General features: G+C 39.2%; 13 protein-coding genes. 9 read left to right on the plus strand and 4 right to left on the minus strand.

Annotated features, from left to right (window positions below; genetic code table 11):
• Positions 1 to 16: 16 nt before the first annotated feature.
• The 3 genes from A8B79_RS04905 to A8B79_RS04915 form a co-directional block, all read right to left on the minus strand.
• Positions 17 to 1,234 (minus strand): DUF4856 domain-containing protein, encoded by a 1,218-nt coding sequence (locus A8B79_RS04905; RefSeq protein WP_066218774.1) that lies wholly within the window; start codon positions 1,232 to 1,234, stop codon positions 17 to 19.
• 127 nt (positions 1,235 to 1,361) lie between these two features.
• The gene (locus tag A8B79_RS04910) at positions 1,362 to 1,994 is read right to left on the minus strand and encodes a hypothetical protein (RefSeq protein WP_153038351.1); all 633 of its coding nucleotides are present in this window, start codon (positions 1,992 to 1,994) and stop codon (positions 1,362 to 1,364) included.
• A 4-nt stretch (positions 1,995 to 1,998) separates the two neighbouring features.
• Positions 1,999 to 3,498, minus strand: coding sequence for a hypothetical protein (locus tag A8B79_RS04915; protein ID WP_066218777.1), 1,500 nt, complete (start codon positions 3,496 to 3,498; stop codon positions 1,999 to 2,001).
• Between the two features lie 244 nt (positions 3,499 to 3,742).
• On the opposite strand from A8B79_RS04915, the gene A8B79_RS04920 reads away from it, so the two are divergent.
• Positions 3,743 to 4,117 carry a carboxymuconolactone decarboxylase family protein gene (locus A8B79_RS04920; protein WP_066218779.1) on the plus strand — a complete coding sequence of 125 codons (375 nt, stop codon included), beginning with the start codon at positions 3,743 to 3,745 and terminating at the stop codon, positions 4,115 to 4,117.
• Positions 4,118 to 5,062: 945 nt separating this feature from the next.
• Here A8B79_RS04920 and A8B79_RS04925 read toward each other — a convergent pair.
• Entirely contained in the window at positions 5,063 to 5,875 is an 813-nt protein-coding gene (locus A8B79_RS04925) for an NAD(P)H-binding protein (protein ID WP_066218782.1), read from the minus strand.
• Positions 5,876 to 5,937: 62 nt separating this feature from the next.
• Here A8B79_RS04925 and hemH point away from each other — a divergent pair, with 62 nt between their 5' ends.
• From hemH to hemB, 8 genes are all read left to right on the plus strand, one after another.
• Complete coding sequence (hemH, locus tag A8B79_RS04930; RefSeq protein WP_066218786.1) at positions 5,938 to 6,996, plus strand: ferrochelatase; 1,059 nt, start codon at positions 5,938 to 5,940, stop codon at positions 6,994 to 6,996.
• The gene (gene hemG, locus A8B79_RS04935; protein WP_066218789.1) at positions 6,997 to 8,334 is read left to right on the plus strand and encodes a protoporphyrinogen oxidase; all 1,338 of its coding nucleotides are present in this window, start codon (positions 6,997 to 6,999) and stop codon (positions 8,332 to 8,334) included.
• A 59-nt stretch (positions 8,335 to 8,393) separates the two neighbouring features.
• Complete coding sequence (gene hemA, locus A8B79_RS04940) at positions 8,394 to 9,572, plus strand: glutamyl-tRNA reductase (protein WP_066218792.1); 1,179 nt, start codon at positions 8,394 to 8,396, stop codon at positions 9,570 to 9,572.
• Complete coding sequence (gene hemC / locus A8B79_RS04945) at positions 9,562 to 10,455, plus strand: hydroxymethylbilane synthase (RefSeq protein WP_066218795.1); 894 nt, start codon at positions 9,562 to 9,564, stop codon at positions 10,453 to 10,455. Before hemA ends, hemC begins: the two co-directional genes overlap by 11 nt.
• A gap of 11 nt (positions 10,456 to 10,466) precedes the next feature.
• A complete protein-coding gene (locus A8B79_RS04950) occupies positions 10,467 to 11,159 on the plus strand; it encodes a uroporphyrinogen-III synthase (RefSeq protein WP_066218797.1) in 693 nt (230 codons plus the stop codon).
• On the plus strand, positions 11,140 to 12,171 hold the full coding sequence (gene hemE / locus A8B79_RS04955) for a uroporphyrinogen decarboxylase (RefSeq protein WP_066218800.1): 1,032 nt from the start codon (positions 11,140 to 11,142) through the stop codon (positions 12,169 to 12,171). The genes A8B79_RS04950 and hemE overlap by 20 nt, the downstream gene beginning before the upstream one ends.
• Positions 12,171 to 13,100 (plus strand): oxygen-dependent coproporphyrinogen oxidase, encoded by a 930-nt coding sequence (hemF, locus tag A8B79_RS04960; protein WP_066218803.1) that lies wholly within the window; start codon positions 12,171 to 12,173, stop codon positions 13,098 to 13,100. The genes hemE and hemF overlap by 1 nt, the downstream gene beginning before the upstream one ends.
• Before the next feature lie 141 nt (positions 13,101 to 13,241).
• Positions 13,242 to 14,222, plus strand: coding sequence for a porphobilinogen synthase (gene hemB, locus A8B79_RS04965; protein ID WP_066218806.1), 981 nt, complete (start codon positions 13,242 to 13,244; stop codon positions 14,220 to 14,222).
• The last annotated feature ends 5 nt before the right edge of the window (positions 14,223 to 14,227 follow it).

Genomic DNA, 14,227 nt, shown 5'->3' on the forward strand with positions numbered 1-14,227 from the left:
GCTTTATCCTTAAAATTTAGTTTGAAGCTTCTTCAATTGTGAAATTGAATTTTGAAGCTATTTCAACAGAAATATCCTGAAGAGTTTGAGGAGTTACATCCCATAAGCCATTTCCGGCTTCCAGCAAGGAGATGAAACCATCAACTTCAGCTTTGGTGAAATATGGCTGACCCGTTCCCGGCTGTCTGGTAAATTGTAAACTGTATACAAAACCATAAGCCTCTGAAAGATCGTGAAAAGCAGCTCCAAAGTCAGGATTAGCTTGTTCTAGAACTGTTTTACCTGATTGTAGATAATAAACAGCTCTGACACCGATGATTGCCGAGATCTGAGCTCTTAATATTTCAGCTTGTTCGTCTCTAAGTTCATAATCTCCTTCAACAATAGCTACTCGTCCTAATGCAAAAGCATCAAAAATATCCTGAGCAATACCGGCGAAATCGTCATCGCCTTCTACTCTTCCTACATACTTATTTAAAAAACTGTCGTCCTGACCAATTGTTAAGTTGGGGTTTGCTGTGTTTGAAGAGTTTCCATACAGGTATCCGAAAGCTTCATCCCACTTATGCTCCATATTAGTGTAGGTTTTACCTTCGGCTGTTATTCCATTGTTGTTGTCTTCAATATTAGTTCCTGCATCCAGAACCGAGGTGCTAACATAATTATTAAGGATTTGATCAGTCATAAGTGCACCAATCAGGCTTTTTGCTACCAATTGATTGTACTCAAATCCTTTTGCACTTACATAGCGTGTAGAAGTTCCGTCAGCAATTTGTCCGGCAACTCCCGGTTGCGCTTGAATATTTTCATTTGGAAATACTTCATCAACCTGAGCAGTTAGCCATGTTTCGAACTGAGTTTTAATTTCAGAACTAACGGTTGTATTCGAAGAATAAAAGTCGGTTGAAGCAGCTATTTTACCTTTAACATTTTTTGTGGCAGCGTTTAATTCAGCTTCTGAGAATGGATTAGCATCAGCACCACTTTCCGTTTGATTTCGAAACATTTCCAATAGAAGTTCTTTGGTAGTGTTATCGAAATCTGTCATGGCAGAAGTTAATTCGCCGGACATTTTTATACGTGTAGTTTGACCTGAAAATGAAACAGTGGATTCTCCATTTCGGGTAAATTCATAAGTTTCAGGGGTAGCGATCTCGTCGTTAGTGTTATTAGTATCGCATGAAATGGTGAAAATAAATGCTGCAATGATCAGCAGACTTTTTGATAGATTCATCGTTTTTTGAAGAATAGTAGTTGTAGATTTTATTTAGAACGAATCTAAGTTAAGGACTTTTTCGAACGTCCTCAACCTTTATGTAGAATAAATCTAAATAAAATCGAAAAGTGGGATCGTCAGTAGTTTAAAATATAAACGAAGCTGATAAGGAGGCTCCAAAGTTTGAGGAAGTGTCTAAAGAAACGGTAGGATTTATAACAAATTTGCTTTGATTTAAGACGTTTGCATATATCCCAACTCCAAACTGAAAGAGAAAAAACTTTTCATCTGAAACATATGTATTCCCGCTTCCGGCAACCTGGCTAAAAGGAATGAAAGAAACTCCGAATAAAGGAATTGTACTAAAGGTATTCGGTTGTTCTTCTTTATAAGCAAAAGTAAGACCGGCCCCAAAACTGGATGCGCTGAAATTTTCATATTCTGCATAAGAACCAGACAAGGATAGTGCTATTTCAACTGGAAAGTCTTCTTGAGTTTTACTCCCCCATAAGGTTAGACTGCCGCTAATTCCGTCTGCATCAGATGCCGATTCTTCTTCAGATTCCTGAAGATGTATTTTCGAATACTGAAATGAGACATCTAATTTCTTATTCAATGAAAAAGAAGTTCCTATTGAAAGAATTGAAACGTCTTCAGCAAAAGAAAACGAAGGCGTTATGGCAAGAGCAAATCGTTCTTTATCTAAATAAAGAGACTGTGACATTAAAAAACTGCTAAATAAGAAAGCAATTAAAAAAGGAGAAAAGATTTTTTTCATAAATTTAGTTTTTCTGATCTCCGGTAGATAAGTGTTCAAAAACCTGTGTAAAGATGCTTTTTCCGATCTTTAAAAAGCGTTCCTGATTACCAAGTGCAAGATATCCAAGTACAGACCGAAGTTCTTTGAGGAGAACGGGAGGATTGGTTATTAGTGAGTCCTCTGCTATGATATGATCCCAGTCCATTTTCTTTTGGAATTTAACACCGGCCTGTACCATTGAGATATAGTACACATTTGCCATCAATCCGTAACCAATGGTTGTAGGATGTAAACCATCCAGACTGAAAATTCCGCCTTTTATGATCTTTTTGTCTTTATCCAACCTCAGGAATTCGGTGTTTATTGTAGCTTCATCTTTTTGATTTACCAAATGTGCGGTTGCAGGATTTCTTTTTAAAGCACTAACAAATTCTTTAGGGTAACCTCGCAATAATTCTCCGCCCAGTCTTCTATTAGCCATACCGGCGACATTTCGGGCAACCGGGACTACAAACCAATCATATTCTTTGGCTACTTTTTTAATGATGTTGTTGAATTCATCCACTGCCAAATCAATTTGAATAGCTTCATCTTTGGTAATAAAAGGGTGTTTACCCGGATCAAAATCCTCATCCCATATCCAGAAACGTGTGTAATAATCGAAGTAACCCAGAGCCTTTTTTGAAACGCTGGAATTTACGCCTCGAATTACCGGTGGAATTGTGGGGTAAGGAATAGTGGGTACAAAAACCCGTTTTGCTCCGATCTTTGAGATCCGTTCAGCTAGTTCTCTGTATTCCATTTCAAAATGTTCCGGACGGTAAATAGAATGCTTTCTATGCGGTGTAAAAGCTTTCATGTCTTCGGGTTCCGACCAGGTTAGATTTAAATTCACAACGGATCCCAAGGCATTATTATGTCCCAGACAAACGATCAGGTTTTCAATCCCACCATCTTCCTGAAGAATGTTTGCATTATCGATTTGGGAGTTTTCCTGAAAATCATTTCGAAGCGTCGGATTAAGTACCAGTCTGGATGTGGTATATTTTGCATGTTCCGGAAGAATACCAAATACAGAAAAACTTTCTTTATTGTTTTGAATGTATTCTCTGCTTTTTCGCTCGTTTACTATCCATGAATCATTAATGGCAAATCCCCAAATGGCCTGATTGTGGTATGGCGTTAGCTGATTCACTTTCAGGTCTTTCATTCCACCTTCCCAGTATTTCTTTATTCTTTTCAGAGTTCTGAAAGTATGATTAGCAGCGGGAAGATATTCTCTCCAGTCGATCTCGCTGCCAAATTCCTCCGAAAGCCCACGAATCAAAACTTCGAGATTTATAGGAATCCCGGCCTGAGCTGTAAAATTTGCCTGATCGAATCGAGGTGTTGGCTCAAAACATCTTGCTATAAAAGAAGGAAAGTTGATGTCGGTGCGGTAAATACCACCATTGTTAAAACCCTGAGAAAGGCTGTCACCGATTACGACCAGTTTATGTTTTGGATCTTTTTTTCTGAACATTAATAAGAAGTCCCCTCTGGAGAGGGGATTTAGGGGTGTGTTTCTTTTTAAAATTGCGACTAATTAATCAAATCACAAAATGAAATTTTTGGGGACACAGAATCGCTATAAGTAGATGAGGAAAAACGTGGATAAGTATAGGAAGTGCCTTATTCTCATATCTACTTATCAGGACAATCAGTATTTTCTGAAAAATTTAATGCACAATTTCATTTGTGCTTTCGTGGCTAAATCAAATTAGAAAATGAATAACACCGATAAAAACCGACTACAAGCTTTCCGTGAGGAGAGAGAAGAATTAAATGAAAAAACCCTAAATGCTGGACATCTTGGAATCAAACGGTTCTTTAACATGGATGCCAATACTTACCGTGATGGCGCTCTGGATTCCAAAACCAAAGAGTTGCTCGGGCTTGTTGCCTCTTCCGTACTTCGATGTAATGATTGTATCGATTATCATCTGGAGCAATGTGCCAAAACCGGTTCCACCAAAGAGGAAATTCTGGATGCTATGAATGTGGCCCTAATTGTTGGCGGTAGCATTGTGATCCCACATTTACGAAGAGCAGTCGAAACCATTGAGATGATTGAAGAAGAAGGAGCTTTTCAAAAACAATAACCAACATTCAATATCAAAATTTCAAATTAGTTTGCTCAGATATAGAGAATGGGTGCTCTTGTCATTTCGACCAAAGGGAGAAATCTAAAAATTTCTTTAGAGCAGATACTTAGATTTTTCGTTCCACTCGAAATTGCAGATGTTTAGATAGTTCGCTGACAAAAATCGTCCTGTTTATAATTCTGACGATTTCAGAAAAAGCTTCAAACTACACCGACCTTTAGAATTATTGGCGAGCCAAGAACGCAATGAAATCGACGGCTCCGAAGGAGCAATCATTACACTCAGAATGATTCTTGAATGTGAACAATAAGAACGAAGACCTTTTGTAATGATTAGTCGATGCAATGGAGTTCGCGCCAATAATTCTTGTCGGGAGTTTTTGGTACTGGAGCCTGTGCTGAGGAAGCTCAGTATCGGTACAAAAGTACACATATCAAGTAAATGTACTCACGATCCTTAAGAAAGACCTCCTCTGTCTCCTCCTACAACAGGAGGAGGACTCGTTGATAAAAATTAGAATCAACTCGGGAATTCCCCTCCTTATCCAAGGAGGGGCGAACTACTCAGAACCAAAGAATTTGTTTCGTAGCCGGGGAGGTCCGTTTCCAATGCATAGCATAGAGACCAGATAAAAAGACTTAACCTAGCACAAGAGCACCTACTTTTGTCTTGATACAAAAGTAGCAAAAGATCAAGCCGAAGTATTTAAAACGGGTTCACTGATCCTGCGCTGAATAATCCTAAAGGTCTTCGTACATTCTGAGAAAATTTCTGAACTCCTCACCGGAAAGGATTATTCCTGCTTCGCATCCGCATCCGGATCATGCTCTCTTTTCCGTCTTAAATACTAAGGGCGAATTTGTCTGGAGTTGTCACTACTACAATGTCAACGAATTACCTAATATCTACAAACCTGAGATTACTTCCGAAGGATCTGCAAAACTATTCAAATTCATATGCAAACAGATCATTATGCATGTACTCAAACCCCAACTCTTTTTTAATTCTGGTACTATCTACTAGTTTCTCATCAGATCCGCCTGAATCAAAAGACGGTATTTCCAGTCCTGATTTATCTGCAAGTTTGGTATAGAGTTCTTCTTTGGTTGGATGATGATCGCTGCAAACATTAAAGATCTCGTTCTGGATTTTTTGGGATATACCAGAAATAGTAGCAGAGATAACATCTTCTCTGTGAACCAGATTTACCGGCGCATCACCATTTGAAATTCCTTCACGCCCTGCGAGATATTTAACGGGATGTCGGTCTGAGCCAAAAAGTCCGCCCAAACGAAGAATGACAGAGTCTGGAATTATTGTTTTTAGTTCGCCTTCAGCAGCCAGTATCACGTTATCACTTTCCGGATCAGGAAGGGCGTCTGTTTCCGTAACTATTCCCATCCTTTCTTTATAAGCGGAAGTGGAACTATACATGACCACTTGTTGGTTTGTTGAAGCAAGAAGTTTACTGAGTTTTTTGATGTGTTTTGGATACTGAGATCGTTGATCACCTCTTCCAGGGGAAATGGAAATGACGATTGCATCAACTTTGGGAAGATCAGTTTGGATGGTGTCTTCTTTTTCCAGATCAAAAATGATTGGTTCTATTCCTAAAGAGCGAAGGGAGGAAACTTTTTTAGCAGAACGAGTAGTTCCGAAAACTTTGATATTCTGCGAGATCAAAGTTGTTGCAAGCTTGGTTCCAATCCAACCACAACCAATAATTAATACAGAATCTAATTCAGCAGACTTCATAAAAAATTCACAAAAAAGTGAGTTATTAGTTAACTGTACATAAAGTAGATAAAATTTCAGGCATGGCTAAATCAAAGACAGGAATATTTTTAGTGAATCTGGGTTCTCCGGATAGTTTTGAACCCGAAGATGTTAAGGTTTATCTGAGAGAATTTTTGATGGATAAGAGGGTAATTGATGCTCCCGAAATTATCAGAAAGATGATCGTAGAAGGATTTATTCTCCCCAAACGACCGAAAGAATCAGGAGAAGCTTATGAGTTGATCTGGTGGGAAGACGGTTCTCCGTTGATCGTTATCACTGAGCAGGTGGAAGCAAAACTGAAGCAAAGATTGGGCGATGATATTCCCGTTAGTATCGGAATGAGATACGGGAATCCATCTATCGAGGCAGGGATTGAAGATCTTCTAAAGCAAAATCCTGAACTTGAAACCGTATTTTTAGTTCCGCTGTATCCGCAATACGCGATGGCAACGTTTGAAACAGTGATTGAAAAAACCAAAGATGTTATTCTGGCTAAGTTTCCTCACTTACACACGGTAATAAAAGATCCATTCTTCAACGATCCGAAATACATCAAAGCGTTGGCGGAAAGCATGAAGCCGTATATCACTGACGATATTGACCATATACTTTTTTCTTATCACGGAGTGCCTGAGCGTCACATTAAGAAGAGAGATATCACCGGAGATCACTGCCTGAAATGCGAAAACTGTTGTGAAGTAAGTTCACCGGCTCATCAGTTTTGCTATCGGCATCAGGACCTTATGACCACAAAACAGGTTGTTGGATATCTGGATCTGGATGAGTCAAGGTACAGCACGGCTTTTCAATCAAAGTTAGGAGTTGATCCGTGGTTGTTACCGGCTACCGACAAAGAGCTTGAACGTCTTGGAAAAGAAGGAAAGAAGAAAGTAGCAGTAGTTTGTCCGGCTTTTGTATCGGATTGTATTGAAACTTTGGAAGAGATCGGTATCAGAGGAAAGGAAGATTTTATTGAAGCCGGTGGAGAAGATCTGGTTTTGATTCCGTGTATCAATGACAACGATCTTTGGATCGATGCTCTTGAAGACTGGAGCAGAAAAGCTCTGGAAATAGCTCCTGAGTTAGAACGCGTTTAAATGAGTACTTCTTCCTCAAATACTATTGCAGTACTTGGAGGAGGTATTTCAGGTTTGTCAGCAGCCTGGTATTTGAAAAAGAAAGGCTTTGAAGTAACTCTTTTTGAAGCTCAGAAAGATACGGGTGGTGTAATTCGATCTGTTTCAAATCAATATTCTGTTTTTGATTTTGGACCTAACACCATTCGTGATAAAACAGGATCTGTTTCTGAAATGATTGCAGATCTGAGTCTTGAAGACGAAGTACTTTCTATGTCTGAAGGTTCAAAAACCAGATTTATCGTTAAGAACGGAGAACTGAAAAAGATAAAGCAGAATCCGATTTCTTTTCTGTTTTCTGATGTGCTTAGTTGGAAAGGGAAGAAAGAGCTTTTTTCCGAGCCAATCAGGAAATCATTGAACTCTGATGCCGACGAAAGTATCGGTTCTTTTCTGGAAAGACGAATCGGTAAGGAAGCTGTCGATTATCTTGCGGATCCTTTTTTCTCCGGAATTTATGCAGGTGATATTTATTCGCTCAGCAAAAATAAATTGATCGGTAAACTGTCTGATTTTGAACAGGAATATGGTTCGATCAGCAAAGGATTTCTTAAATCCCGAAAAAAGAAATCATCTTTTAAACCTAAAATGATCTCTTTCAAAAAGGGAGTTCAACAATTAACCGATAAGCTAACCGAACGTTTTGAAAATTCAATTCTTCATGAAGAAGTAAAAAGCCTTCATGTTCAGCAAAGAAACTTCAAAGTAACTACCGCTGATCACGAATATATTTTTGATAAGGTTGTAAGCTGTCTTCCCGCCTATGTTTTGAAAGAAGTATTGAAAATAGATGATCAGAAATTGGAAAACAGTTTGTTAGAAATCGACTATTCACCGATGCTTTCAACCCAACTGGTGTTTAAAAAAGAAGATCTGAATCTGCCTGAAAACGGATTTGGGTTATTGGTTCCGAGAAGAGAAAACATCCGATTACTTGGCGCGATTTGGAAATCAAACATCTTCCCTGACCAAACAGAAGACGAATATGTGCATGTAAACCTGATGACAGGTGGTTCACACGATATAAAAGTGATCAATCAGGATATCAGTGATATTGAGAAGGAAGTTATTGAAGAGTTTTCAGCAATCATGAATGTGAAAGGCGATGCTGAAATGGTTTTTTCAAAATTATGGAAAAAAGCTATTCCTCAATTTCATGTAGGCTTTGCATCAGTAGAGGAATCAATGGACCGATTTCAGCAAGAAAATGAAGGGTTTTATATCGGAGGAAATTTCCGTTGGGGAGTTTCTGTCTCTGACTGTGTGGACGGAGCGAAAAATTTATCTGAATTCATATAATCTTCACATTCAGGTCTTATTTTAGCGTGAATTTGGTCCAAACTATTTTTTAAGCAAATATGAGATTTTCAGCAATAGGTATTTCTCACTGGAAAAGTGAGGTTTCTATTCGTGAGTTATTCTTTATTGATAAACAAAGACGTGAATTTCTGGAGTTCAATACCAGAAATATTCCGGGTGGTGTCATTATTCTGGATACCTGTAATCGAACAGAGCTTTATGCGTTTTGCGATCCCGATGTGCTCGTTTCAGCATTATGTAAGGCTACAAATACAGATGCCGACTTTTTCAGCAAACACGGATACAGCTATTCTGAAGAAGAAGCATATCAGCACTTGTTTAAAGTGGGAGTTGGTATGGATTCACAAGTTCTTGGTGATGTTCAGATTATCCAACAACTAAAAAAAGCTTACAAAGAATCTAAAAAGAATCTTTCAGGTGAATTCCACCAGTTGATGCAATCCGTTTTTAAAGCTCATAAAAGAGTGCGTACTGAAACTGATTTTGGTAGAGGAATGGCTTCGGTTGGATTCGTTGCCACTCAATTAGCATTAGATCATTTCAAAGACCTGAGCAATGTCAATATTTTGTTGCTGGGCGCAGGGAAGATGGGTAAAGTGACCTGTAAAAACCTGGTCTCAAACGGAGCTGAGCATATTTCGGTGATCAACAGAACCATCGAGCGGGCTCAAAGTCTGGCCTCCTCATTCGATATAAAAGCTCACACTTTTGATGAACTGGAATCTGTAGTTGCAAATTCGGATCTGATCATAACTGCAACAGGTGCGACTTCCCCGATCCTGAAAAAAGAGCATTTTCCTGAAGATGGAAAAGCGCGTTTAATATTTGACCTGAGTGTGCCGAGAAATGTAGAAGAAAGTGTTTCTCAAATAGAGAATGTAACTTTGGTTGATATGGATTCTATACATCTCGCAAATAAAGAAGCGATTGAGAATCGTAAGAAGTCAATTCCTGCGGTAGAAAAAATTATTGCCAAGGAATTAGATCAATATGAACATTCGATCGAGCGAAATAATTACATTCTACCAAGGATCAAAGAGATCGATCATCACTTGAGTTCCATTACAGACCACGAACTAGATCGCATCAAAAATAAAGTAGATGGAGAAGCTTTTGAGGTCATCGAAAAACTTACGGGACGGATCAAGAAAAAAGTAATGGCGATTCATATCAATCGAATTGAGAATGAATTAGAGGAGCTTCGAAATGAAGCTTAAAATAGGCACACGCAGAAGTAAGCTTGCACTTTGGCAATCAAATCTGGTTGCTAAAAAACTAAACGCCCTCGATGTTCAAACCGAGCTTGTTGAGATAGAATCGTTTGGTGACAAGGAACAAGATCTCCCACTTCATAAACTGGGCGACAAAGGTGTATTCACAAAAGCACTGGATGACGCTTTATTAGATGGTAAAATAGATCTCGCAGTGCATTCACTAAAGGATGTTCCAACAATTTTTGAAGATGGATTACAGCTAAACGCAGTGCTTGAAAGAGCAAATCCTATTGATGTACTTGTTGAGCCATTGAACTACGAGAAGGGAAATGCGTCTAGAACCATTGCTACCGGAAGTATAAGAAGATCAGCATTCTGGAAGAACAAATATCCTGAAGATGAAGTTGTTGATCTTCGTGGAAATGTGCCCACAAGATTAAATAAAGTTGATACTCTTGGTTGGGATGGAGCTATTTTTGCTCACGCCGGTTTGGAAAGGTTGGGATTAGGTGAGAGAATCAGCAAAGAATTACCGTGGATGATATCTGCGCCTTCTCAAGGAGCGATAGGTATAGTTTCTAAAGAAGACTTTAAATATTCTGAAATTGTATCTGTGCTGAATGATGACAACACCAGAATTTGTGTAGATATAGAACGAGCGTTTTTAAGGACACTAGATGCAGGTTGTTCATCACCTGTAGGAGCTTTAGCTGAAGTGAAAGGCGATACACTGTTTTTTAAAGGAGCAGTTTTGTCCGTTGATGGAAAGCAAAGGGTGGATATTCAGGAAGAGATCGAATTAAGAAATGCGAATGAAACTCTGGGAGCAGAATTCGCAAAAAAAGTAATCAACGAAGGTGCAGCTGATCTTCTTAATGGTAACTGAGATCAGATGCCATGCCAAAGATCCTTTTTACACATAAAATCAAAGCGAAACACCTTGATGAATTAAAGCGCGCTAAATTCGAGTTCGCTCATATTCCTTTCATAGATGTTCAGATAAAGGACTTTGATACAGAAAAAGTCAAAGAGATAAAATCTGATGCTTGGGTGTTTACGAGTAAAAAAGCAGTAAAATCGGTAGGCAAAAAGCTGGAAGAGCTGGAAATCCCGGAATTCGTTTTTGCAGTGGGTTCGTCAACTTCAGAAAAGTTAGACGAACTTGGAATTAAGGCTTTGGTTCCTAAAAATTTTACAACAGAAAGTTTAGCTCATGAAATTGCGAAACATCCGGTAAAGAATGTGATCCATTTTTGCGGGAACTTGAGCGATTCAGAACTTGGGGATCTATTACAAAAGGAAGGATGTTTGGTTAAAAAGCTCGAAGTCTATGAGACTTTATTAACACCAACAACTGTAGATCTTTCAGAGTTTGACGCGGTGGTTTTTTTAAGCCCAAGCGCATTTAATTCCTTCTGTAAAACCAATGATCCAAAAAAATTGAAAACGGTATTTTGCATCGGAAGCACTACAGCGGAAGCCGTTAAAAAATCATACGAACGACTAATTGTTACGCCGGATAATTTCACATTTGCTGATCTGGTGGAAACTATAAATCAAAAATATAAGAATGTCATTTCCCGAACTTAAAAACACTTTATTTCTGGATACTTTAGCCGGAAAGGAAACTCCCAGACCTCCGGTTTGGATGATGCGTCAGGCTGGAAGATATTTGCCGGAATACATGGCTATAAAGGAGAAGTACAGCTTTTTTGAAAGAGTAAAAACTCCTGAATTGGCAAGTGAAATTACCATTCAGCCAATCGATATTGTTGGGACAGACGCTGCAATTTTGTTTTCGGATATTCTGGTACTGATCGAATGTCTGGATATTGAAGTACAACTAAAGCCTGGATTCGGACCATATTTACCGGATCCGGTTCGTACTGCAGAACGAGTTGAGCAGATAAAGATCATTCCTGCGGAAGAACAACTTAGCTACGTGTACGATGCACTGACTTTAACACGGAAGGAATTAGACGGCAGAGTTCCGCTGATAGGATTTGCTGGTGCTCCGTGGACATTGTTCTGTTATTTGGTTGAAGGTCAGGGTTCTAAAACTTTTTCTACAGCAAAATCATTTTTGTTTTCACAGCCAAAAGCAGGGAAAAAGCTACTGGAAATGATGACAAAAATAACGATCAACTATCTTCATCAGCAGGTAAAAGCGGGAGCGCAGGCATTACAGATATTTGAATCCTGGGCAGCTGCTTTAGGACCGGATGATTTCAAGGAATACGCGCTTCCATGTTTGAAGGCTATTGCAGCAGAAGATTATGGCGTTCCGTTGATCATGTTTTGTAAAGATGCGGAATGGGCGTACTCTGAGTTCAGCGAACTTAATGTAACCGGGCTGGGAATCGGCTGGGGATGCACTCCTGAAAAAGCTCGTGAGTTTGCCAATGGAATAGTAGTTCAAGGGAACTTCGATCCTTCAAAATTGCTGTGTGATCCTGAAGTCATTCAAAGAGAAGCGACTGAAATGATCAACAGATTCGGTCCTCAACATTATGTTGCAAATCTTGGCCACGGAATACTTCCAAATGTTCCTGTTGAAAACGCAAAAGCATTTGTAGACGCAGTGAAAAATTACAGATCATAATGAGCAATTTGGTTTCAAAAAAAGAGGAGTTCATTAAATTTGTTTCTGATGTTCAGGAGCACATCTGCGAAAAAGTGGAAGCCATCGATGGAACAGCTAAATTTCAAATTGATGACTGGACCAGAGACGGATTTGGATATGGAAGCACCAGAGTTATAAGCGATGGTGCAGTAATTGAGAAAGGAGGAGTAAATTATTCCGTTGTGGGCGGAGAGCTTCCCAAAGCACTACAGGAAAAGTTTGAAGTGGATGAAGCCAGTTTTTTTGCTTCCGGAATTTCATTGGTTCTGCATCCTCAAAACCCATTTGCTCCAACGGTACATGCTAATTACAGATACTTTGAACTGTACGATCGTGAATCTGAGACGCTGAAAGATCTTTGGTTTGGCGGGGGAGCTGATATGACTCCTTACTATTTGTTTGATGAAGACGCTGTTCACTTTCATAAAACACATAAAGATATTTGTGATCAATTTGATGAGAGTTTCTATCCTAAATTCAAAGAAGAGTGTGATAACTACTTTCTGAATCATCACAGAGAAGAATCCAGAGGAATCGGCGGGATCTTTTTTGATTATATGCGTCCGACGGAAGAGATGTCGTCTCATGATCTATTTGAGTTTGCTAAAACAGCAGGGTTCGGTTTTACGGATGCTTATCTTTCGATCCTGAAGCGAAGAAAAGATATGGAATTTACTGAGGATCAGCGATATTGGCAGGAAATACGACGTGGCCGATATGTGGAATTCAATTTGATTCACGACAGAGGTACACTTTTTGGTCTTAAAACAAAAGGACGTATTGAATCTATCCTGATGAGTTTACCGCCAAGAGTGCGTTGGGATTATAATTTCACTCCCGAAGAAGGTTCAGAAGAAGAACGATTATTGGAACGACTGAAAAACCCTGTTGATTGGCTGAGCAAGTAGTCATTCCGCGGCGCATGTCTGGAATCTGGATGTGCTTCACATGTGAGATCCAGATTCCTGCCTTCTCAGGAATGACTTGGTGAAAGAAATAGCAAGAATATTATATTGGACTGAAGTTTTAAAAAATTTAGAAGATCAAATATGAGTTTTCCAAATACACGACTTAGACGACTTAGAACAAATCCTGCCATCAGAGCGATGGTTGAGGAGAATTCACTGAGTCCGGTAGATTTTATAGCTCCGTTATTTATTGTTGAAGGAAATGGAGTGAAAGAAGAGATCGAAAGCATGCCCGATTATTTCCGCTATTCACTTGATAGGTTACAACCCGAGCTGGACGAGTTAGCAGAAGTTGGAATCAGGTCGGTTTTATTGTTTGTGAAAGTTCCTGATGAGAAAAAAGGTAACAAAGGAACGGAAGCACTGAATGATTCGGGATTGATGCAGGAAAGCATTCGTTTCATCAAAGAATCTCATCCTGAGTTTTTTATAATGACAGATATCGCTTTGGATCCATATTCTTCATACGGTCATGATGGAATTGTTGAAGACGGAGAAATTCTGAATGATGAAACCGTAGAAGTTTTAGCAAAAATGTCTGTAAGTCATGCAAAAGCCGGCGCTGATATGGTGGCTCCATCTGATATGATGGACGGAAGAATTGGAGAAATACGAAAAGCATTGGATAAAGCCGGATTCTTAAACACCGGAATAATGGCGTACAGTGCAAAATACGCATCTTCTTTTTATGGACCATTCAGAGATGCATTGGATTCCGCACCGGGTTTCGGAGATAAGAAAACCTACCAGATGAATCCTGCAAATCTGCAAGAAGCACTTCGTGAAGTGGAACAGGACATAGAAGAAGGAGCAGATATCGTGATGGTAAAACCGGGAATGCCTTATCTGGATGTAGTAAAAGCAGTATCAGATAATTTCAATATCCCTGTTTCAGTCTATAATGTTTCCGGAGAATATGCGATGATAAAAGCAGCAGCAAAGCAAGGCTGGCTGAACGAAGAAGAAACGATGATGGAATCACTATTGGCGTTTAAACGAGCCGGAGCCGATCTGATAGCGACCTATTTTGCTAAAGAAGCCGCAAAGATCATCAACAGATAATTTTG

Origin of the sequence: Balneola sp. EhC07, assembly GCF_001650905.1 — a bacterium.
In the GTDB taxonomy this organism is placed as follows: Bacteria; Bacteroidota; Rhodothermia; order Balneolales; family Balneolaceae; genus Balneola.